This window comes from Dokdonia sp. Dokd-P16, assembly GCF_003095655.1.
In the GTDB taxonomy this organism is placed as follows: domain Bacteria; phylum Bacteroidota; class Bacteroidia; order Flavobacteriales; family Flavobacteriaceae; genus Dokdonia.
In genome coordinates this window covers 709,552-731,940 of sequence record NZ_CP029151.1, presented here as the reverse complement: position 1 = coordinate 731,940, position 22,389 = coordinate 709,552, and the positions used below count along the sequence as shown (strand labels likewise).

Sequence of the window (22,389 nt, the reverse complement as noted above, 5' to 3'; positions counted from 1 at the left end):
ATGAGTGATAAAATTTCAACCACAGATATTAATAGAGTCGTATGGCAAGCCTGCGATACCTTTAGAGGAGTCATAGATCCTAGTCAGTATAAAGACTATATTCTTGTGATGCTATTTCTTAAATACGTTTCTGACACCTATACAGAACGTTATGAGGCACATTTAAAAAACTATGATGGTAATATAGAACGTGCAGAACGTGCTATGGCATCAGAACGTTTCATGGTTCCTGAGCACAGTCATTTTGCCGATTTATATGACAAACGTAACGAGCCTAACATAGGTGAGCTTATAGATATTGCTCTTAAAGATCTGGAAGAAGCAAACCGTGAAAAACTAACTAGTAGCGATGGTGCAGGTATCTTTAGAAACATCAGTTTTAATAGCAGTAATCTTGGTGAGAAAAAGGATAAGAACGCAAGACTTAAAAACCTGCTTACTGACTTTAATAAACTAAACCTTAGACCATCTGCTTTAGAAGGTCAAGATGTTCTAGGGGATACTTATGAATACTTGATCAGTAACTTTGCCAGTGACGCTGGTAAAAAAGCGGGAGAATTTTACACGCCTAAAGAAGTATCTATTCTACTAGCTAGACTCACCAAGTCTAAGTCTGGAGCGCGTATATACGATCCTACATGTGGAAGTGCCTCTTTATTGATTAAAGCAGGGAAACAAGTAGATTCTGGCGACTTCTCTTTATACGGTCAGGAAGCAAATGGCAGTACGTGGGCACTTGCAGTAATGAATATGTTTTTGCATGGTTTTGATAATGCCTCTATACGTTGGGGTGATACGTTACGTACTCCTAAACATACCGAAGGTGATCACTTAATGAAATTTGATACCGTAGTGGCAAATCCTCCTTTTTCCCTAGATAAATGGGGACAAGAAAATGCTGAGACTGATAAATACAACCGTTTCTCTCGTGGGGTACCGCCTAAGAGTAAAGGCGACTGGGCATTTATATTGCATATGATAGAAAGTGCTTATGAAGATACTGGTAAGATAGGCGTTGTCGTGCCTCATGGTGTGCTTTTTCGCGGCGGTGCCGAAGGTCGCATACGTCGCAGAGTCATAGAAGATAACTTGCTAGATGCCGTTATAGGTTTACCTGCAAATCTGTTTTTTGGTACAGGTATTCCAGCAGCGGTTCTCATATTTAATAAAGGTAAAGGAGACCTTACAGAAACGCTATTTATAGATGCCAGTGAAGAATATGACAGTGGCAAGAATCAAAATGTACTATCTACAGCTCATTTAGATCATATAGTAGATAGTTATGTACGCTTTCGCGAAAGCAAAATCACTACAGGCGTAGTAGAAGATAAATACAGTTATGTTGCTACACGGGAAGAGCTGGAAGAGAACGAGTACAACCTCAACATACCGCGTTATGTAGATACATTTGAAGAAGATGCTGAAGTAGATATTACACAGGTACAGACAGAGATCCAGCAGTTAGAAGAAGGGCTGAAAGGTATACAGGCAAAAATGCAAGAGTATTTAAAAGAATTAAATTTATAAGCTATGATATTTCCAAAATTTAAAAAGACCAAAGGCTACGACCCAGCATTAGAAAGTTGTATCATAGACACAGTAGACAAGTTGCAAAAGATGGAAACTGACGTTAGGCATCCAGCTTTACTTTTAGGTAATATACAAAGTGGTAAAACCAGGTGTTTTATAGGTATAATGGCGCTAGCATTTGATCAAGGCTATGACATGACTATTATTCTTACCAAAGGAACTCGTGCACTAGCAAATCAAACAATAAGAAGATTAGAAAGTGAATTTGAAGAACAGTTACTAGCGGATGAAGTAAAGGTCTATGATATTTTAAATATGCCTACTCTTACACCATGGTTACTTAATCAAAAGCTCATTATTGTCGTTAAAAAGGAAACTAATAATTTGGACAGGTTGCAAAACTTATTTGAAGAATATAGTGCCTTTAAAAATAAAAAAACTCTTTTTATAGACGATGAAGCAGACTTTGCATCAAATGGCTTTAAAAGAGATAAAAATGCAGATGATGGAGTTTCTATGAACACGCTTGCAGTCAAAATAAGTGATATAAGACAGCTTTTTGATAAACAATATGACTTCCTACAAGTTACTGCAACTCCTTATAATCTGTATTTGCAACCAGAGGTTATACACCTCAATGGAGAGACATATGCGCCTATGAGACCTAAATTTACCTCATTAGTTCCTATACACGATAAGTATGTAGGTGGTAAGGTATATTTTGAAGATAGTGAGTTAGAAGGCAATCCGGCTAACTTTATACACGCTCCTGTTACTATAGATGAGCTAGAGGCTTTAAGTAGAAGTCACGCTACGATTTTAAGAAACGTTTTGTACACTCCAAGATTAGCTACTTTAAGGAATGCAGTAACGAGTTACTTTGTAGCTGGTGCAATAAGGAATATAGAATTAGGTAAAGTCTATAAGTCTAGTTTCTTGTTTCATACAGAAATATCGAAAGCGAGGCACGATTGGCAAATGACACTTATCACAGAGTTTTTAAGCCAATTACAAAATGAAGCAAAAAAGGATAGCCTATATTTTGACGAAATTATAAAATCAAATTATGAAGCTATTAAAGTTTCTGCAAGATTAACTCGTGAAAAGGTACCTAGTTATCAAGAAGTTTATGACTTTGTAAAAGACTATTTGACCAAAGAATATTATGGTATTGTAAAAGTGAATAGTGATAATGATATTATGAGTATTTTGGGTTCTGATGGTCAGTTAAGATTAGATAATCCCTATAACATTTTTGTGGGTGGTTACACCTTAGATAGAGGTATCACTATTGCAAATTTATTAGGCTTTTTCTATGGTCGTAATCCAAGAATATTTCAACAAGATACTGTTCTACAGCACAGTCGTATGTATGGAGCACGAGCAAAAGATGATGTGTCTGTGACCAGGCTTTATACCACAAATCGCATACATAGGGCTATGGCTCGGATGCATCATTTAGATGCAGTTACTAGAGAGGCATATGTAAGAGGTGAGCATCACGACGGTGTTGCTTTTGTAGAAAGAGATCCACAAAATGAAATAAGACCTTGTGCACCTAATAAAATATTAATCTCTGACATAGAGGTCATTCGACCGGGCAAACGTTTTTTACCAATAGGTTTTACTACAGGCCCGATACAAACTCTTAAGGCGGTACGTAAAAATTTAAATAATTTAATAGATGCGATACCATTAGATGATAGAGGAACTGCGACTATAAGCTATGGTCTGGCAAAGGAAATTTTATCACTTATAATTCATACGCTAGATTTTGAAGAAGGATACAACTGGGACGTTACTACCTATGTAGCAATGATGAAACGTTTTTCTCATAGGGCAAATCAGGCTGAAAATAGAGAAAAAGTTAAAGTATTGATCAAACACGACCGCAATATAAGTCGCATAAAAGCCAGTGGTGCTTATACTGATAACCCAGATGATGGTAATAAAGACACACCATTAGCACGACAACTTGCCAACGATACCTGTGCCTTAATATTATTAGAACAAAATGGCGATAAAGAAAAAGGATGGAAAAACACACCATTTTGGTGGCCAGTTCTTATCGCGCCAAGTGCTACGCCACCAGCTATCGTAGCGACAAACCACGAGTAGAAAATTATGAAAGAAATAATTGTAGAAAAGATAGAAGGCTTTAAAATAACAAAACTAGGTTGGATTCCTGAGGATTGGAACATAAAAAAAGTAGTTCAATTAGGAAAAGTAGTTACTGGTGGTACACCATCTACCTCAGTTGGGAATTATTGGAAAGATGATTTTACTTGGTATACTCCAACGGATATTTCAAATTTTGGAAAATATGCAAATCTTTCTAAAAGACAGATTTCAAAATTAGGTTTAGAAAACTCTTCCGCGACATTATTCCCAAAAGGCACCATTATGGTGTGTACAAGGGCTACAATTGGTGAATTAGCAATTGCATCTAGTGAAGCATGTACAAATCAGGGATTTAAAAATCTTATTGTTGATCAGTTTAATGATACTAATTTTCTTTATTACGTAATTCTCAATTCTAAGCAAAGACTGATAAGGTTATCGTCAGGAAGTACTTTTTTGGAGTTAGGAACTAATGATTTTCGAAATGTAACTTTGCCAGTCCCACCACTTCCAGAACAAAAAGCCATCGCCAACTGTCTCAGTACTTGGGACACCGCCATCACAAAACTAGATACCCTTATAAAAGCAAAGCAACAGCTTAAAAAAGCCCTGATGCAACAGCTGTTAAGTGGTGAAAAACGCTTGCCTGGTTTTGTTGGGGAATGGGAAACAAATCGGTTTGATTACTTTTTAGGCTACAATCCGAGACCTGTAGAAAAACCATTTGAACCTTTTACGAAATTGGGTATTAGAAGTCATTGTAAAGGAACATTTCAAAACAATGATTTCAAACCTGAGGATATTGCAATCACTACATTATACCTAGTTGAACCAGATGATTTGATAGTCAATATCACTTTTGCTTGGGAAGGAGCTATTGCAATTGTTAAGGATGTCGATAAAGGTGCATTAGTATCACACCGATTCCCTACTTATACCTTCAAAAAAGACTTAAGTCACGTCGAATATTTTAGACAGTTTATTCAGACTAAAAAATTCCGATTTTTATTAGAGTTAATTTCACCAGGTGGTGCTGGTAGAAACCGTGTTTTAAGTAAAAAAGAATTAAATAAGTTAAAAATTACAATTCCTAGTTACGAAGAACAAACCGCCATCGCCCAAGTATTAAACACCGCAGACCAAGAAATAGCATTATTAACCACCCAGCGCAACCAGCTACAGCTTCAAAAGAAAGGACTCATGCAGCAATTGCTTACTGGTAAGAAGAGATTGAGAATAAATGGATAGTACAGTACGACTCAATAAAATACTAAGAGAGCTTGATATTACCACTAGCTATGCGGCAGACATTCTTGCAAACAAAGGGCATCTTATAGATCTTAATCCTACGACGAGTATCTTACTTTCTCAGGCAGAAATATTGCGTAAAGAATGTAAAAAACAAGGTATAACTCATAGCGAGGTAACAGATTTTGAAATAGGCCTACACTATGATTTTGAAATTAAAGAAAATAGAGACAATTTCACTATTGTTAATATTGTAGGTAATACTGCTTATACGTATACTTCACAGCGTATTTATCAGCCGCCTGGTGATGTTGTAAAGCTATTTGTGAAAAAGTTTAAAGATAATGGTGAGCCTGTATTAACTTTCTCTGTTGTGAATAGTTACGTATTGTATGAGAATTACAGTTTTGATGTCTCACCTAGTCCGCGTAATAATGGATATATCCTAGAAAATAATGAATATCACGAGCACTTTGTGCCTCCAATCTTTAAGTCTTTAATACACGACGGATCAATAAAATTGAAGGTTGCCGGAATAGATTCATCAAATAACAAACTTATATTTGATGATTCTTCTCTTAAAGAACAGCATATCCATTCATCTCATGGTAGAACCGATTTACAAAATGGTCAAGATTATACGTTTAACGTTTTAGGGTTTAAGGAAGATTATAACGGAGAAAAGAATCTTGTAAGCCTAGAATTAAATGGTGAAGAATATACCACCAAAGCTTTGGGATTTCAATTAGATTACGGTCTTCCAAAATGGATTATTTGCACTGTAAACAGAGATCAGAATTTAAAATTATATCAAAATTTTATAGCTTCTTTTAAGAAAGAGTTCACACCTCAAAAAGTCTATAATTTTGAAATTATTGATGATAAAGTAGACCACAATGAAGCACCTTACTTTGTTGTTAAGGACAAAGTAGGGTTTATTCATAGGTTTTACAAAAATCAAATCCCGCTTGGGACAGCACCTAGCATAGGGGATAGAGTTGATTTATTCATAGTTAAAATAAATGAGAAAAGTAAGCACTTACGATTAGATTGGTATCAAAAAGATATAGGTGTGCAGCGCTTGTTTTACAGTCCAGAAGATATTTTTAATAGGATTGAGAACTATAGTTACGACAGTCATCTCTATGCCTTACAAGATTATGTCGATGGCAGGTTGGAAAACATAGATGAAGATGGTTTTAAACCTCCTTATCTTGAATTATTTGAGCAAATAGAGAGAAGAAATAACAATTGGTTTTTTAGTTATTTAAGCCTTCTTACACAATTTAACAACGACTTAATTAAACAAAAAAAGTACGATAAAGCTAGAGATTTTATTAATCTTTATATTCAGTTAGAAGAGTGGTTAATTGATTCAGAATTCATTTCTGGGTATTCGCAATCAAAGAAGCAAGATATCGTAGATAATGCCGAAGCAATAGCGGATAAGCAAGAAGAACTGCTGGTTTTAATAGATGATTTAGAAAGTAATAAACACGTTAACAAGCTAAAAAAAATATATACTAGACTTAGTAAACATAATATTATTTCAAAAAGGGATTTTGAAAAAACTATTCAGTTTTTAAAATGGGATTCAACGCTTTTAAAGAGTAATTATGAACTTGTTTATAGCGTTATACATGTCTTATTAGATAATAAGAATATTGATATAGAAGAAGGAGATCTTAACTTTTTAAACCAAATCATATCAAGAGCTTACGCCTCTAGTTATTCAAGTAGAAATTTTGTTCTTACTTCTGGTGTACAGGAATTCAATGAAGAAGATGTAGAAGAATTGTTCATTGAGAACAAACATCTTTTTATTCAGATAAGACTTAATGAATCTTTACAATTGAAACAATATGCAGTAATGAAGTCTGCGGAGTTCGTCAGAAATATGGCACTTATATCTCCAACTTTACAGCAAAAAAAGTCCTTTTTGTTAAGCTCTATAGATTTAGTGATTAAAGAATGTTCGATTGGTTCGCTTCCCATGACTTGCTTGACTAATCTCAATCAGGTTCAAGAGAATGTGTTGCAAATTTTAGAAGCAAAAGAAAAATTTAAGCCAAAATTATTTTTCTATAAAAAATCGGGTGTACTGCTCACAAACAATAATGGCTGGTTAATTTCAAATCAGATCTCATCGTTTGATAAGTCATTAAAACCAAAAGATGAAATAGCGACGATTTTATCGCTTTGTGATGATCGATTAAAAGTAGTGACTACTGTAGATTTTGCTAGTAGTTATGATGGTATGAACACCAGTTCAACTGTTTTTTGGGGAACTTTCATCAATAAGCGATTAACCTTAAACGATAGCTATGAAGAATTATCAGATGTAATTCTTTCAAAAAGATATCAGTATATAAGAAGTGTTATCAAATCTCTTGATTATATAGTTTCGCTTGAAGAAAGTATTGAGCGAAAAATAGAAGCACTACAAGCAGCTAAACTGATGACGGTTATACTTAGAGATAATAAGTCTTATTATTACGACGAGATGTTACGTTTGTATTACCGAGTCAATAGTTTATCTCAAAATATAGAAAACGAATATTTTGCTCAACCTGTTAATGCTGAGACTTTAGAGAAATTTCCCGTATTAGAAAAAATACAACACATACATTCTTTAATTAATGCTATTGGTAAAAACAACCATGATCAAGTAGATTATTTAATTGAAAACGCAACAATAGATGTCAAATCCATAGCCAAGATTGTAATGGCTTATAATTTAATTATGGATGAGTTTCCTGAGCATCAGGATATGAAGCATAATTTGCTCGAGCTTATTCAGAAAAAAATATTAAACAAAGTTCTATTTTTAGATAGCCCGTCACTGAACTTAACCGAAAAATATAGCGTTAGTAAGGACGCGCGTATTAATGAAGGGAGAGAAGATATTGTAACTGAGTTTAAAACAAGTATCGTTTACTATCCTGGCTCTCCTGAACCTGAAATAGACAAACAGGCTACTCAAATAGTTAAAGTTATTACTGGATTTTTAAATGCTCGCGGGGGAAAACTTTTTATTGGGATAAAAGATAATGGTAATGTAGTAGGCCTGGACTCAGATCTAAGGCAACTAGAGGTTAACATTGATGGTTACGAAAGAGTATTGCGTAAGTATATTGTAAAACTTACAAGCGTAACAGTAAATGGTTTACTCGAGTTTAATTTCCTTAAAGAGAATAACCTAGAATATCTTGTAATTGAAATACCTACTAGCAATAAGCTTATTGATTTTAAAGGAGATTTTTACCAAAGGCAAGGAACAGAAACACGATTGATAAAGGGTCAGGATCTAACTAGTTTATTTCAACAAAAATTAGGTTCGCAACCAACAATAAATGAGGAGTTACATATACCTAACACACAAGCAGAATTAAAATTTTCACCAGAAAGTTCTACAGTTTATGATGAGGATAAAGTACTTGTTATTGCTAATTATAGAGACCAAAAAGGAAAATATAAGTTGAGTATTTTTGATGATCGCACTTGGGTTTGGTCGGATGCTGATAAAAACTTTGATTTTGGAGCCCAATTTGAGTTCAATATTGCAAATAGGGATTCTTACTTAATAATATGTTTTAGCGAAGGTAGATTAGCCAAATTCAGGACCAGATCATTCTTATCTAGAAACAAAAATGAAAAACAGCATAATACTTTTGCTCTTAGACCGGATTCAGAAATAGTAAGCATTTTTGAAATTGAAAATGATAGAGATTTTTTAGTGAAAACTTCTTTTTCAGGAGCAACCTACTTAAAAATTATTAATTCATCTGAGGCCGGCGAGGTAAGGAACAGACTTGCTTCGCAAGGGACATATTTTATTGATAGTAATAATGATGGTGTAATTAGTATTCAGCCAATTAATTTAACTGAAATTATCAATCCTCAATATTCTAGATTGCAAATGTCTAAACAGACTTTAGGTATAGAAAGCTCTTCATCAAAAATAAAAGAATTGGTTGAAGAGCTAAAACAAAAAAACTTTTTGGATTAAATGAAGGTTTTAAATATTCAAATTAATTATAGTTAACGTCATAAGTGGTAATTCATTTATCAAGGATGAAAAAATTAAAATCATGGATACACCATCATTTAAAGAAGATCACATCTCACAAATACCTGCATTGCAGCTATTGATTAATATGGGGTATCAGTATCTTAATCAAGAGGAAGCACTAGAAGCTAGAGATGGTAAAACTTCAGGAATACTTCTAGAAGATGTTTTACGTAAACAGTTGCATAGCATTAATAGAGCACGAGTATCTTCTAGTAAATCTGTGCCGTTTACAGAAAGTAATATAGAAAATGCTATTATAGCTTTAAGAGATATTCCTATGGTAGATGGTTATATGACTACCAGTGGGCGTATTTATGAGTTACTTACTTTAGGTGTCTCATTAGATCAAAGTATAGAAGGTGATAGTAAAAGTTTTGATTTGCAATACATCAATTGGCAGCAACCAGAAAAAAACATATTTCATGTTACTGAGGAGTTTAGTGTCTCCCGTTCTGGCTTAAAAGAACATTACAGACCAGATGTGGTATTATTTGTAAATGGTATCCCTCTTTGTGTTATAGAATGTAAGAGGCCAGATATGAAAGAGCCGCTAGCACAAGCTATTTCACAAAACTTACGCAACCAGCAAGAAGATGGTATAAGACCGTTATATGCGATGGCGCAATTAGTCATGGCAGTAACAGTAAATGAAGGTAGTTATGCTACCACAGGCACACCAGAGAAGTTCTGGGCTCAATGGCAAGAGGATTTTAAAAAGCCTAATGCTGTTGTAGATAAAGAAAAGGAAGCACGCTTTCGCGAAAGCTTATATCGTTTAAAGAATACACCCATAGAAGAGTCTATAAAGAAGCGATTATTTAATGAACGTTTTTATTATGTGAGAGCTCATTTTGACTCTCTAGAAAAGGAAGAAATAAAGCCTACACCACAGGATGAGTATATATTTAATTTATGCGATAAAAAGCGTTTACTTGATCTAGCATATAATTTTACTTTATTTGATAATGGCGCCAAGAAAATAGCACGTTACCAACAGTTCTTTGCAATTAAAAAAGCAATGAAACAGATTAAGAAAGTAAATAATGGACAGCGTACAGGAGGAGTGGTGTGGCATACCCAAGGTAGTGGTAAATCCTTGACCATGGTTATGCTTGCGCAAGCCATTGCAATGGAGCCTAGTATAATGAATCCTAAGATTATTCTAGTAACAGATAGAACCGACTTAGATTCTCAAATTACTGGCACTTTCAGAAAATGTGGTATTGATGTAGATAATGCAACAACTGGATCTCAACTAGTACAGTTATTACACACAGAAAGTGATGCGGTGGTCACTACTATCATTAATAAATTTGAAACGGCCGTTAAGAAGATAAAAGAGCCTTTAGTAAGTAATAACATATTTGTCTTAGTAGACGAAGGTCACCGTACGCAACACGGTACTTTTAATATTGAGATGCAAAAGACCCTGCCAAATGCTTGTTTTATTGCATTTACAGGAACACCATTGTTTAAGAAGGATAGAAGTACACTTTCTAAATTTGGTACTTTAATAGACAGTTATACAGTAGATCAAGCTGTAAAAGATAAAGCAGTTGTTCCGTTGTTGTATGAAGGACGACATGCATTACAAGAAGTAAGTGCTGCACCACTTGATAATTTCTTTAATATGGTGTCAGAACCGCTAAATGATTTTGAGAAAGCAGATCTTAAAAAGAAGTTCTCTAGAGCAGATCAATTAAATATTGCAGATCAAAAAATTTATGCAATAGCATGGGACATTTCAAACCATTACGTGAAGAACTTTCAGAAAACTAAGTTTAAAGGACAGGTGGTTTGTCAGGATAAAAAGTCAGCAGTTAAGTACAAGATGTATCTTGATGAAATAGGAAAAGTAACATCAGAGCTTATTATCTCACCACCAGATGAACGAGAAGGGGAAGATTTTGCATATGGAAAAACAAATGTTTTAGTAAAACAGTTTTGGCATAAGATGATGGATGAACATGGTTCATCAAAGAAGTATCAAAAAAATATAGTTAACCGTTTTAAAAATGATAACGAACCAGAAATAATTATAGTTGTAGATAAGCTGCTTACTGGTTTTGATGCGCCTAATAATATCGTTTTGTATTTAACTAGAAAGCTTTTAGGACACACTTTATTGCAAGCAATCGCACGTGTAAACAGAGTAAGTCCAGATAAAGATTATGGATATATTATAGATTATTATGGTGTACTTGAGGAGCTAGATAGTGCATTAAAAACCTATTCTACATTTGAAGACTTTGACGAAGAGGAGTTGCAGGGAACATATAGCAATATAAATGAAGAGGTAGAAAAGTTAGCCCAAACTCATAGTGACCTATGGCAATTGTTTTCATCAATTTCCAATAAAAAAGATGCAGAGGGATATCAGCAATTATTGCGTGACGAGGCATTGAGGAATAAGTTTTATGATCAGTTAGCTAAATACGCACGTATCTTAAAGTTAGCTTTATCATCAATAGACTTTCACAAAAGAACAGAAGAGAAGCGTATTGCTAAGTATAAAGAGGATCTATCCTTTTTTATGAAGTTGAGAACTGCAGTAGCTTCAAGATATTCTGATAAAATTGATTTTAAGAAATATGAAGGACAGATTCAAAAATTAATAGATACTCACATTCCGACATCAGAGGTTGTTACACTAACCGAATTAGTCAACATTTTTGATAAAGAAGCGTTTGAGGATGAAGTTGTTAAAACTGTAGGAAAGGCTGCTAAAGCTGATATGATCCAATCCAGAACCTCAAAGCATATAGCAGAGAAGATGGATGAAGATCCAGCATTTTATAAACGTTTCTCACAACTCATTAAAGAAACGATTGAGGACTATCTTCAAAAACGCATAAATGAGTCAGAGTATCTTCAGAGTATGAAAGATATTATGGAAGCTGTTTTAAGTAGAACAGATTCCAGCATACCAAGTTCATTAGAAGATAAAGAGGTAGCTCGAGCATTCTTCGGAGTGAGTATGGAGCAATTTGGAGGGTTTTCAACGGATAAGGAATTGGTAGTTTCTGTATCCGAGGAGCTTGCTTTAAAAGCAGATGAAATTATTTTAGAATTACGTCAAGTAGATTGGTTCAAGAGTGTTGATATCCCTAAAAAGATGATATTCTTAATAGGTGACTATATCATTGATTACATAAGAGACAAGTATGAACTTAAGTTGAGCTTTAAAGACATAGATACCATTGCAGAGCGCATTGTAGAGATAGCAAAAATTAGATACAAGTAATGGAACATACTCTTAAATATGGTTCGGAAGAAATTGTTTTCAAATTACGCTTTCGCGAAAGAAAAACCTTAGGAATAACGGTACATCCAGATCGGTCTACAGAGGTAAATGCACCTATAGGAAGTACGATAGAGAAGATAGAAGATAAAGTGCGTAAGAGAGCCTCTTGGATTTTAAAACAGCAAGACTATTTTTTATCCTTTGAGCCTAGAAATACAGTGCGTAAATACGTTTCTGGGGAGTCGCATTATTACTTAGGAAGGCAATACCAATTATTAGTCGTCAATAGTGAGGAGGAAAGTGTGAAGCTCACAGGAGCTCATATCGAAGTAAGAACAAGTAATAAATCTAATGCTGAACAATTACTGACTGACTGGTATTTAGAGAAAGCTAGAAAATGGTTTGACAGGATAGCGCAACCATTAATTTGCACTTTCGAAAAATATGACGTTCAACCTAGTAAACTTGAAATTAGAAAGATGAAAAATCGCTGGGGTTCTTGTTCTAATAATGGTAGGATATTATTAAATAGTGACCTGATTAAAGCGCCAAAGGCCTGTATTGAGTATGTGATTATTCACGAGCTGTGTCACCTTGTTCATAGAGATCATACCAAAGCATTTTTTGATTTACAACAAAAAGAGTTTCCAGAATGGAAGAAATGGAAGAGTAAATTAGAAAACCTACTAGCCTAATCATTGGTAGTGTTGTTTTTTTTGATAATAATAACTTCTATTAACCTTGAAAGTCAATAGTAAAGTAAATCATGTTCTTAGCGTTATCATATGTAGCGCAAAGATTATATTTGCTTCAAATAATTTATAAATCAGAGTACACTATACCGTACACGATTTTGTCAAGCGGAAGCTATTTAGGAAGCTTTATTTGGTTATTTGTTAAACTCATAACCCGAAGGTCACTGGTTCGAGTCCAGTTCCCGCTACTAAGTAAAAAGCTTCACATCAATGTGGAGCTTTTTTTATGCGCCGTATTTTGCGATAAGTGACAGGTTTAACCGCCTCATCTAGTAGCTATTGTAAAAAAGCATTAATAGTTGAGCGATAGAGCATAAATATTTGCCTCAAATAATATTAAATAACCACTTATTAGATTATCTTCTCGGCAAAAGAAACTAAATCCATATTATGAGAATTGTAGTGTTATCACAAAATCCAAATTTATATTCAACAAAACGTCTTATCGAAGCGGGAGAGAAAAAAGGTCACGAGATGATCATTATTGACCACACTAAGTGTAACCTCGTTATTGAAAAGAAAAATCCTACCATTATTTATAAGGGTAAGGAAATAAAGGATATTGATGGAGTAATCCCTAGAATAGGAGCTTCTGTAACATTTTTTGGCACCGCTGTAGTGAGACAATTTGAGATGATGAAGGTCTTCTCTGCAACAGAATCTCAAGCACTAGTAAGATCACGTGATAAATTAAGAAGCTTACAAATATTATCCAGAGCTGGTCTTGGACTTCCTAAAACAGTATTTACAAATTACTCTAAGGATGTTGGTCAGGTTGTAGATGCAGTAGGAGGAGCGCCGCTTGTAATTAAACTACTTGAAGGAACGCAGGGCCTAGGTGTAGTACTAGCAGATAATAAGAACTCTGCAGAGTCTATACTAGAAGCTTTTAATGGATTACAAGCAAGAGTAATTGCTCAAGAATTTATTAAAGAGGCTGGAGGAGCAGATGTACGTGTGTTTATTGTAGACGGTGTGGTAGTAGGAGCTATGAAAAGACAAGGAAAGGAAGGAGAATTTAGGTCTAACTTACATCGAGGGGGAAGTGCAAACGTGATTCAACTTACAGATGAAGAGGAGAATGCAGCGCTTAAGGCAGCAAAAGCAATGGGATTAGGGATAGCAGGAGTAGATCTCTTACAATCTTCTCGTGGTCCATTAATACTAGAAGTAAACTCATCTCCAGGTTTAGAGGGAATTGAATCTGCAACAGGAAAAAATATTGCAAACTACATTATAAAGTACGTAGAGAGAAATGCCTAATGATATTGAAATACTAGGGAATGCGGTTTCCTTAGGAAAAGGTTTGCAAGTAAACCTAGACATTGCAAAGCTTCACACTAGAACAAAGATTGAAGTGCCCATCATTATTGAGCGAGCACCAAAGCCCGGTCCATGTATTCTTATTACTGGCGGTATTCACGGTGATGAGGTTAATGGAGTAGAGATTGTAAGGCAGATTGTTTCAAAAAAATATAATAAACCAACACACGGGACGATTATATGTATCCCTGTGGTAAATGTTTTTGGGTTTCTTAATCAGACGCGAGAGTTTCCAGATGGTAGAGATCTCAATAGAGTGTTCCCAGGAAGTATAAGGGGATCGCTAGCCAGCAGGTATGCCTATAATTTAATGACAGAGATTATACCACACGTTGATTACTGTATGGATTTTCATACAGGTGGTAGAGAGCGATTTAATGCTCCACAGATAAGAATCAATGAAGATGATGAAACGCTAGAGCTTGCAAAAGCCTTTGGCGCACCATTTATACTCAAATCACAAAACAGAGAGAAATCCTTTAGAGATTCTTGTGTTAAAAAGGGGAAGAAAGTCTTGCTTTTTGAAGGTGGAAAATCCCTTGCAATCAATAGTGATATTACAGATGCTGGTGTAACAGGCGCATTAAAAGTAATGCAGCACCTTGGTGTGCGCGACTTTACAAAAGAGCTTGCAGATGATTATAGCTGGAGATTAGAAACAGAGTCTATTATTATCGAGAAGTCATTTTGGATTAGAGCGCGATATTCTGGAATGTATAGGCCTCACGTAAAAGCTGGAACCTTTGTAGAAAAAGGAGATGTAATTGCGAGTGTTTCTGGACCTTTTGGTGATTTTGAAAAAAATATAAAGGCACCTAATTCAGGATATATCATCTGTATCAATCACGCTCCGATAGTTAATCAAGGAGATGCTATTGTGCATATTACAAAATGAGAACTTTTTTTAAGTAATTATGCTTTCGCGAAAGCGTAACAACAACACTCAATATAGATAAAGGATAAACAACCTCTAGTGAGGTAGTTTATCCTTTATTAATCCATACACATAGGTGCCTAATAAAGAAGCACCGATTACTACTAGAATAGGAACAAATCCCGCTCCTACTAGCGTAAACATAGGTCCTGGGCAAGCTCCTGCTAGTGCCCAGCCTAAACCAAATAAAACGCCACCTATCATGTAACGACTAAAACTCTTTGCCTTAGGGTGAAAATGAATCGTCTCACCATAAAATGATTTGATGTTGAGACGTTTAATAAGTTGTACTACTATGATGCCTATAACGAGTGCAGACCCTATAATCCCATACATGTGAAATGACTCAAACTTGAACATTTCATAAATACGAAACCACGAAGCAGCTTCAGATTTAAACATAGTTATCCCAAAAAGAATACCGATTAATAAATATATAAGTGTTCTCATGTTTTAAAATATAAAGGGGAATAGCACGTGAATCATAAACAGGCCGCCTATAAAAAAACCTATAACGGCGATGAGTGATGGTAGTTGTAAATTACTTAAACCAGAGATAGCGTGACCAGAAGTACATCCACCCGCATATCTAGCGCCGAAGCCCACTAGAAACCCACCTATAGTTAGTAAGGCGAGATTTTTAAAACTTAGTAATGCGCTTGTGTCAAATAATTCTGTAGGCAGGTAGGCTTTTCCCGCACTATTAAAGCCTAGGTTGTTGAGGTTTTCTATTGTATCTGGATTAATAGCTACTGCAATGTCTGTAGATAGCTTTTGAGACCCTATATAACCGCCTATAATAGCACCTAGAACGACAGTAAGATTCCATCGTTGTGATTTCCAATCAAATTTGAAAAAATCTGCTTTATTTCCTGCGCCGCAGATAGTGCACATCGTTCTTAAGTTAGAAGACATTCCAAAATTCTTACCTACCATAATAAGTAAAAACATGATGAAAGCAATGATGGGTCCTGATACATACCAAGGCCAGGGGGAGAAAATCCAATCCATGTTATTATTTTGTGCAAATATCAACTTTTAAAGCAAGCTTATTTGTAACCTAGGTTACTCAAATAGCTGATTGTAATAAAGAAAGCACACTAGGATATCTAGTGTGCTTTTAATGTGAGGATTATACTTTTTTAAAACACACTGTTAATAACTGTGGTCATCTAGTTACGGTATGCAGAGAGCATCCACACTAGCTTTTCTTGTTGTGTGATGTAATCACTCATTAAAGCAACAGTACCTTCATCACCACCATCTCCAGCAGTTGTAAGTATTGTTCTTTCCTTTTGTAATAACACCTTTAAAGATTCAAGGATGTTATCTATAGCCTCTTCACCATCAGTTACATTTTTGGCAGCTTCTATGTCTGAGCTGTTTAAGTAATCCTTAAATGAATGTGTAGGTGTAGCACTTAGTGTAAGTACACGTTCTGCGATTTCATCTACTTTAAGAAGTGCATCATTATATAACTCTTCAAACTTTACGTGTAGTTCAAAAAATTTCTTTCCGGTAATATTCCAGTGAAAACCTCTTAGGTTCATATAAAAGATCTGGTAGTTAGAAAGTAAGTCGTTAAGTTGTGTTGCTGTGGTTTGAGATGTTGAAATGTCTAAACCTATGTTGTTTGTATTGCTCATAATGTAAATATTGTATAGTTGTTTTTTATTATACTATAAAGTGGGAATAATCACGGTTTAGATACTCTTTTTTGCGAGATACCAAGTAACTTTTTCTACAGAATCGTCTGCAAGTCTTTCGTTTAGTGCATCTAATGTTTTAGGTGGAGAGCATATTACTTGATCGCCTCTTTTCCAGTCTAGTGGCATAGATACCTTATGCTTATCTGACATTTGCAGTGCATCTAGCGCTCTTAGAATTTCATCCATATTACGACCTACATTAAGCGGATAATACATAATAAGACGAATTTTTTTGGCAGGATCGATAAAGAAAACGGCTCTTACTGCTGCAGTCTCACTCTCGTTAGGCTGTAACATCCCGTATAGCTTTGATACCTTCATATCAATATCTGCTATGATAGGAAAATCAAAGTAAACACCTGTATTTTCTCTTACGTTTTGAACCCATCCTAAGTGAGCGTGTATACTGTCTATACTAAGACCTAGGAGCTCCGTATTTAAGGCGTCAAATTCTGGTTTTCTAATTGCGAAACCACTCATTTCTGTGGTACACACTGGAGTAAAATCTGCAGGGTGAGAGAACATCACTGTCCACTTATCTTTTGCAAACTCAGACATTTTAATAGTTCCCTTAGTCGTAACTGCTTCAAAATCTGGTGCAGTATCGCCTATTCTTGGCATTGAGATTACTTGTTCTGGCAATAGGTTTTCTTTATCCATAATAGTATATATTTATCGTTATGTTTTGTAATATAAAGATACGCTATAGATTCAGGTGGCTTAGTAACCTATGTTACATACTTGATTTTTTTAAAATAATTTTAACAAATGATGACAATTAAGCTTTCGCGAAAGCGTAATTGCCATCACCATTATTTAAATTACAGTATGAAGTAAGCAATCACTATTCAAATAACTCTGACGAAAGATATCTATCTCCGCGATCACAAATAATACTTACTATGACTCCGCTTTCTAGTTCGCTCGCTAGTTTTAATGCAGCCGTAGTTGCGCCACCGCTACTCATGCCTGCTAGTATTCCCTCTTCTTGTGCTAGCCTTCTAGCCATGGCAATAGATTCGTCACGGCTTACCTCGATTGTTCTATCTACTTTTGACGCATTAAATATCTTTGGTAAATATTCTTGTGGCCATTTACGTATACCAGGTATGCTAGATCCATCTGTGGGTTGTACACCTACAATCTGGATGTTACTATTCTGCTCTTTTAAAAATGTTGAGGTTCCCATAATAGTTCCCGTAGTTCCCATAGAAGATACAAAATGAGTCACCTCACCTTGAGTGTCTCTCCATATTTCTGGTCCTGTGGTTTTATAATGAGCTTGCCAGTTATGATCATTTGAAAACTGGTTAAAAGAGAAGTATCTTTCATTTTCAACCTTATCAATAGCATAATCCCTTGCTCCTTCTATCCCGTCAGGGTGAAGTGTAACTTTTGCTCCATATGCTCTCATGGTTTGCACACGTTCCTTAGTTGCCTTTGAAGGCATTACGAGTTCTATTTCTAGCCCATAAATAGCAGCAATCATGGCAAGTGCTATACCGGTATTACCACTAGTGGCCTCAATAAGCTTTGTGCTTTTATCTATAGCACCGCTGTCTAGCGCACTTTTTATCATATTATAAGCAGCTCTGTCTTTTACACTACCTCCCGGGTTATCACCTTCTAGTTTAAAATACAAACTCACATTAGGGTTGGTATTTAATGCTATAGACTTCACTATGGGAGTGTTTCCTATTTGATCTAAGAGTGTCTTATTCATTGCTTATTTATTTTTTATTGCGAATTTCTACTTTAGGATTGTGGAGTACTATAGAGTTCTGAGGTACTGTTTTTGTAACCCAGGTGTTACCTCCTATGATACTATCTTTTCCTATAACTGTAATTCCACCTAGAATTGTTGCATTTGCATATATGGTTACATTGTCTTCTATGGTAGGGTGTCTTTTTATGCTCTTTAATCCCTTATTTACGGTAAGTGCGCCAAGAGTTACACCTTGGTATAACTTTACATTGTTACGTATCTCTGCGGTCTCGCCTATCACGACTCCAGTACCATGGTCTATAAAAAAGGATTCTCCTATTTGCGCTCCCGGATGAATATCAATACCTGTGAGTTGGTGAGCATATTCTGTCATTAGTCGTGGTATGAGTGGTAAACCTAACTCATAAAATTCTCTTGCCATTCTATAAATCGCAATAGCAAAAAAACCAGGGTAGGCTAGGTACACTTCTTCTAGAGATTGTGCAGCGGGATCATTGCTATAAATAGCCTCTGCATCTTTTTTTAAACTACAAAAGAGCGTAGGTATTACGAGAGTAAAGTCATCCCATTTTTTACACGGTGTACCTTTAACCTCTGGACAAGCAAGATCTCTTATGGTAATAAACAAGGCTTCAAGAGTCTCAAGAGTCTTTTCTGTATCGGTTCCATTATCAAACAGTGTATTGAATAACAACTGTGTAAATCGTTGCGATTCTTGCTTCAAGAGAATGGAAACTTTTATTTCCTTTTTCTGTTTATTGATAGATGTAATTAAATCGGTATAATTCATTTTTATATCTCTGTAGGTAATTATAAAACATTAGTTAATGAATAAGAGACAAAATTGATATTTTGTCTCTTTTTTAACGCGATAGGAGGGGGTTATACGTTGTCTCCCTTCATCATTTTGTTCCAGTATAGGTAGGGTAACATGTATTTTTTAAGCATCCAATGTTACTAAAATAGTTGTTGGTTTATGCTGCGTAGTATTTCCTAATTCTTCTTTTCACATATAAAAAACGTATCAGGCCTATTAAAAACACTACGGGGGCTATGATGTTAAGCATAGATCCTATCCACTTTATTTCGGTGAGAATGTCAAGTTTGATAATAGCTAGACCAGAACTCAAAAACACAATAAAAGTTCTAAAGTATGCTAGGAAAGTACGCTCATTTGCAAGTTTTGTTCTGTCTATCGCTAGTTTGTCAGTGAGTGATAGTGATAATTTTTTCATAAGTCATTTCATTTTTCCGGTAGCGCAACTTACAAAAGATTTTGCCTTAGAGAGCATTCCATTTTCATCTTCAATAGATGGGTAGCCTAATGACTTGAGCTTTTCTTTTACACTTAATGCGTCTTCTGTCCCTTGGGTAGTAAAGGAAACAGTAGCAGTTTCGGTGTTCACTTGTACGTTTGATATATAATCAAGTTCAGATATTTTTGATGTGATTGTTTTTGCACAACCACCGCATTTTAGGTTTTGTACTATAATTGATGTTTTCATGAGATATGTATTGAGTAAATAATTATCTAAAGAGGCAGCTTGATGTAGGAGCCTTGAGAGTTCTGTGTTACGCTTTCGCGAAAGCGTAATTAATTAAATGTAATAGAATAAACCTGTTTTTAAACAGATGAATAAGCATTAATGCCAAGCCATAAATCCTCCTTTTAAATCAAAAATCTGCTTGAACCCTAAGCTGTCTAAAGTCTGTGAGGCTTTCTTACTCCTGTTTCCAGATCTACAGTAGATATAAACTGGCTCTTCTTTATTATAAGAGTTGAAAGCAGAAATAAAATTGGTTTTATCAAAAATATCAATGTTTACTGCCTTTTGTATATGACCACTGTCAAACTCATTTTGAGTTCTAACATCTACTAGCTGTACTTTTTTATCTGTGATAGCGGTTTTAAAGTCGGCTGTGCTTAGAACAGTGATATTATTTTGTTGAGGCTTACCTCCAAAGAGAAATGATAATATGGACATAATAAATATTGTTGATTTCATTATTTTTTTATTAAAGATAGTCCTCTAGTTTCCCACTGCCAGTAACTTAAGTTACATACAGTGTTAAATTAAAAACGAGATTATCATTACTGATAACCTCGTTTTTTACTAACCAATCAATAAGACCATAGTCATCACTCTATGAATGTCTTTGCTTAAACAGCATTTTTCTTTCATCACCCTAGATAATCATTTTGCAGCTAGGATATACGTGTTTTACAATACCCTAGAGCGTAGTAGGACATACAAATTCTGACACCGGTGCTCCAGTTTCTTTTATGTCTTTAAAACCGCCTTGCACATCTATTAAGTTATGTATTCCTCTACTTTTTAATATAGATGAGGCTATCATACTTCTGTAACCTCCTGCACAATGCACATAAAATGGCTCATCTGGAAACTCGGCTAGATGATCATTTAAGAAATCTAGTGGCGTGTTATTTGCCCCAAGTACATGTTCTGATAAGTACTCACTTTCTTTGCGCACATCAAAAACAGATTTGTCACCTTTTTCTAATTCGCTTTTAAATGTGGCTGCTGTAATAGAGCTTACGGTATCATATTCCATGGCAGCTTCCCTCCATGCATCAAATCCACCTTTTAAGTATCCTAGGGTGTTATCAAAGCCTACGCGAGATAATCTAGTAATCGTTTCTTTCTCGCGACCCGGTTCTGTAACTAGTAATAAGGGTTGTTTTACATCTGCAATTAAGGCGCCTACCCATGGAGCAAAACTACCATCTATACCTATAAATATAGATCTAGGGATATGCCCTTTGGCAAACTTATCTTGATGACGCACGTCTAGTACAATAGCTCCTGTCTCATTTGCCGCAGCTTCAAAAGCTTCTGGAGATAATGCTTGTGTCCCTCTTTTTAGAACTTCATCTATATCTTCATAACCCTCTTTATTCATTTTGACATTAAGAGGGAAGTACTGAGGCGGTGGTAATAAACCATCTATCACTTCTGCTATAAATTCTTCCTTTGTCATATCTGCACGTAGTGCATAATTCATTTGCTTTTGATTCCCTAGTGTGTCTACGGTTTCTTTCATCATATTCTTTCCGCAAGCAGATCCAGCACCATGCGCAGGGTATACCGTAACGTCATCTGCTAGCGGCATAATTTTATTGCGTAAACTGTCATAAAGAAAACCAGCAAGATCTTTTTCTGTGAGTTCGCCCATTTTCTGAGCCAGATCAGGTCTTCCCACGTCGCCTAGAAATAGGGTGTCTCCGCTAAAAATCGCATGATCCTTACCATCTTTATCCTTAAGAAGGTACGTGGTGCTCTCCATAGTATGACCAGGCGTGTGCAAGGCTATGATAGTCACATCTCCTAATGAAAACTCTTGTCTATCTGTTGCGATAATAGCATCAAAACTTGGGTTTGCATTTGGTCCAAAAACAATAGGAGCACCTGTCGCCTTTGATAAGGTTACGTGACCACTTACAAAGTCTGCATGAAAATGAGTTTCAAAAATATATTTGATTTTTGCATCATCTTGTTTTGCCCTATTTAAATACGGTGTAACCTCTCTCAAAGGATCAATAATTGCTACTTCGCCATTACTTTCAATGTAATAAGCTCCCTGAGCTAGACAACCAGTATATATTTGTTCAACCTTCATATTTTTAATTTTTTTACGCTTTCGCGAAAGCGGACTCAACTATTAATAACGTAAAATTAGACGATTAAAATGTTTCTTTCAGTAACAT

At 35.3% G+C, this 22,389-nt stretch carries 18 protein-coding genes; 8 read left to right on the top strand and 10 right to left on the bottom strand.

Annotated features, from left to right (window positions below):
- The 8 genes from DCS32_RS03330 to DCS32_RS03295 all read left to right on the top strand — a co-directional run bounded on the left by DCS32_RS03330 (position 1) and on the right by DCS32_RS03295 (position 15,188).
- Positions 1-1,527, top strand: a complete 1,527-nt coding sequence (locus tag DCS32_RS03330) for a type I restriction-modification system subunit M (RefSeq protein ID WP_108876984.1) — start codon at positions 1-3, stop codon at positions 1,525-1,527.
- Positions 1,528-1,530: 3 nt separating this feature from the next.
- On the top strand, positions 1,531-3,648 hold the full coding sequence (locus tag DCS32_RS03325; RefSeq protein ID WP_108876983.1) for a Z1 domain-containing protein: 2,118 nt from the start codon (positions 1,531-1,533) through the stop codon (positions 3,646-3,648).
- Between the two features lie 6 nt (positions 3,649-3,654).
- On the top strand, positions 3,655-4,899 hold the full coding sequence (locus tag DCS32_RS03320) for a restriction endonuclease subunit S (RefSeq protein WP_108876982.1): 1,245 nt from the start codon (positions 3,655-3,657) through the stop codon (positions 4,897-4,899).
- Positions 4,892-8,908 (top strand): helix-turn-helix domain-containing protein, encoded by a 4,017-nt coding sequence (locus tag DCS32_RS03315; RefSeq protein ID WP_108876981.1) that lies wholly within the window; start codon positions 4,892-4,894, stop codon positions 8,906-8,908. Before DCS32_RS03320 ends, DCS32_RS03315 begins: the two co-directional genes overlap by 8 nt.
- An 82-nt stretch (positions 8,909-8,990) precedes the next feature.
- A complete protein-coding gene (locus DCS32_RS03310) occupies positions 8,991-12,215 on the top strand; it encodes a type I restriction endonuclease subunit R (protein WP_108876980.1) in 3,225 nt (1,074 codons plus the stop codon).
- Positions 12,215-12,910: a M48 family metallopeptidase gene (locus DCS32_RS03305; protein WP_108876979.1), complete on the top strand. Its 696-nt coding sequence runs from the start codon at positions 12,215-12,217 to the stop codon at positions 12,908-12,910. Before DCS32_RS03310 ends, DCS32_RS03305 begins: the two co-directional genes overlap by 1 nt.
- A gap of 450 nt (positions 12,911-13,360) precedes the next feature.
- Positions 13,361-14,233: a 30S ribosomal protein S6--L-glutamate ligase gene (rimK, locus tag DCS32_RS03300; RefSeq protein WP_108876978.1), complete on the top strand. Its 873-nt coding sequence runs from the start codon at positions 13,361-13,363 to the stop codon at positions 14,231-14,233.
- On the top strand, positions 14,226-15,188 hold the full coding sequence (locus DCS32_RS03295) for a succinylglutamate desuccinylase/aspartoacylase family protein (RefSeq protein ID WP_108876977.1): 963 nt from the start codon (positions 14,226-14,228) through the stop codon (positions 15,186-15,188). The genes rimK and DCS32_RS03295 overlap by 8 nt, the downstream gene beginning before the upstream one ends.
- Before the next feature lie 75 nt (positions 15,189-15,263).
- On the opposite strand, the gene DCS32_RS03290 is transcribed toward DCS32_RS03295, so the two are convergent.
- The 10 genes from DCS32_RS03290 to DCS32_RS03240 form a co-directional block, all read right to left on the bottom strand.
- Positions 15,264-15,677 carry a YeeE/YedE family protein gene (locus DCS32_RS03290; RefSeq protein ID WP_108876976.1) on the bottom strand — a complete coding sequence of 138 codons (414 nt, stop codon included), beginning with the start codon at positions 15,675-15,677 and terminating at the stop codon, positions 15,264-15,266.
- A 3-nt stretch (positions 15,678-15,680) separates the two neighbouring features.
- Positions 15,681-16,238, bottom strand: coding sequence for a YeeE/YedE family protein (locus tag DCS32_RS03285; protein ID WP_108876975.1), 558 nt, complete (start codon positions 16,236-16,238; stop codon positions 15,681-15,683).
- 161 nt (positions 16,239-16,399) lie between these two features.
- Complete coding sequence (locus DCS32_RS03280) at positions 16,400-16,873, bottom strand: Dps family protein (RefSeq protein WP_108876974.1); 474 nt, start codon at positions 16,871-16,873, stop codon at positions 16,400-16,402.
- Between the two features lie 57 nt (positions 16,874-16,930).
- Positions 16,931-17,596, bottom strand: coding sequence for a peroxiredoxin (locus DCS32_RS03275; protein ID WP_108876973.1), 666 nt, complete (start codon positions 17,594-17,596; stop codon positions 16,931-16,933).
- Positions 17,597-17,780: 184 nt separating this feature from the next.
- Positions 17,781-18,659, bottom strand: coding sequence for a cysteine synthase CysM (gene cysM / locus DCS32_RS03270; RefSeq protein ID WP_108876972.1), 879 nt, complete (start codon positions 18,657-18,659; stop codon positions 17,781-17,783).
- Between the two features lie 7 nt (positions 18,660-18,666).
- On the bottom strand, positions 18,667-19,452 hold the full coding sequence (epsC, locus tag DCS32_RS03265) for a serine O-acetyltransferase EpsC (protein WP_108876971.1): 786 nt from the start codon (positions 19,450-19,452) through the stop codon (positions 18,667-18,669).
- Positions 19,453-19,636: 184 nt separating this feature from the next.
- Positions 19,637-19,897, bottom strand: a complete 261-nt coding sequence (locus DCS32_RS03255) for a DUF202 domain-containing protein (protein ID WP_108876970.1) — start codon at positions 19,895-19,897, stop codon at positions 19,637-19,639.
- A gap of 3 nt (positions 19,898-19,900) precedes the next feature.
- Entirely contained in the window at positions 19,901-20,167 is a 267-nt protein-coding gene (locus tag DCS32_RS03250; RefSeq protein WP_108876969.1) for a heavy-metal-associated domain-containing protein, read from the bottom strand.
- A gap of 138 nt (positions 20,168-20,305) precedes the next feature.
- Positions 20,306-20,647: a rhodanese-like domain-containing protein gene (locus DCS32_RS03245; RefSeq protein ID WP_108876968.1), complete on the bottom strand. Its 342-nt coding sequence runs from the start codon at positions 20,645-20,647 to the stop codon at positions 20,306-20,308.
- 247 nt (positions 20,648-20,894) lie between these two features.
- Positions 20,895-22,301: an MBL fold metallo-hydrolase gene (locus DCS32_RS03240; protein ID WP_108876967.1), complete on the bottom strand. Its 1,407-nt coding sequence runs from the start codon at positions 22,299-22,301 to the stop codon at positions 20,895-20,897.
- Positions 22,302-22,389: the final 88 nt, after the last annotated feature.

Coding starts and splice junctions, on each gene's coding strand:
- DCS32_RS03330 (WP_108876984.1), top strand. CDS start 1: ATGAGTGATAAAATTTCAACCACAGATATTAATAGAGTCGTATGGCAA.
- DCS32_RS03325 (WP_108876983.1), top strand. CDS start 1,531: ATGATATTTCCAAAATTTAAAAAGACCAAAGGCTACGACCCAGCATTA.
- DCS32_RS03320 (WP_108876982.1), top strand. CDS start 3,655: ATGAAAGAAATAATTGTAGAAAAGATAGAAGGCTTTAAAATAACAAAA.
- DCS32_RS03315 (WP_108876981.1), top strand. CDS start 4,892: ATGGATAGTACAGTACGACTCAATAAAATACTAAGAGAGCTTGATATT.
- DCS32_RS03310 (WP_108876980.1), top strand. CDS start 8,991: ATGGATACACCATCATTTAAAGAAGATCACATCTCACAAATACCTGCA.
- DCS32_RS03305 (WP_108876979.1), top strand. CDS start 12,215: ATGGAACATACTCTTAAATATGGTTCGGAAGAAATTGTTTTCAAATTA.
- rimK (WP_108876978.1), top strand. CDS start 13,361: ATGAGAATTGTAGTGTTATCACAAAATCCAAATTTATATTCAACAAAA.
- DCS32_RS03295 (WP_108876977.1), top strand. CDS start 14,226: ATGCCTAATGATATTGAAATACTAGGGAATGCGGTTTCCTTAGGAAAA.
- DCS32_RS03290 (WP_108876976.1), bottom strand. CDS start 15,677: ATGAGAACACTTATATATTTATTAATCGGTATTCTTTTTGGGATAACT.
- DCS32_RS03285 (WP_108876975.1), bottom strand. CDS start 16,238: ATGGATTGGATTTTCTCCCCCTGGCCTTGGTATGTATCAGGACCCATC.
- DCS32_RS03280 (WP_108876974.1), bottom strand. CDS start 16,873: ATGAGCAATACAAACAACATAGGTTTAGACATTTCAACATCTCAAACC.
- DCS32_RS03275 (WP_108876973.1), bottom strand. CDS start 17,596: ATGGATAAAGAAAACCTATTGCCAGAACAAGTAATCTCAATGCCAAGA.
- cysM (WP_108876972.1), bottom strand. CDS start 18,659: ATGAATAAGACACTCTTAGATCAAATAGGAAACACTCCCATAGTGAAG.
- epsC (WP_108876971.1), bottom strand. CDS start 19,452: ATGAATTATACCGATTTAATTACATCTATCAATAAACAGAAAAAGGAA.
- DCS32_RS03255 (WP_108876970.1), bottom strand. CDS start 19,897: ATGAAAAAATTATCACTATCACTCACTGACAAACTAGCGATAGACAGA.
- DCS32_RS03250 (WP_108876969.1), bottom strand. CDS start 20,167: ATGAAAACATCAATTATAGTACAAAACCTAAAATGCGGTGGTTGTGCA.
- DCS32_RS03245 (WP_108876968.1), bottom strand. CDS start 20,647: ATGTCCATATTATCATTTCTCTTTGGAGGTAAGCCTCAACAAAATAAT.
- DCS32_RS03240 (WP_108876967.1), bottom strand. CDS start 22,301: ATGAAGGTTGAACAAATATATACTGGTTGTCTAGCTCAGGGAGCTTAT.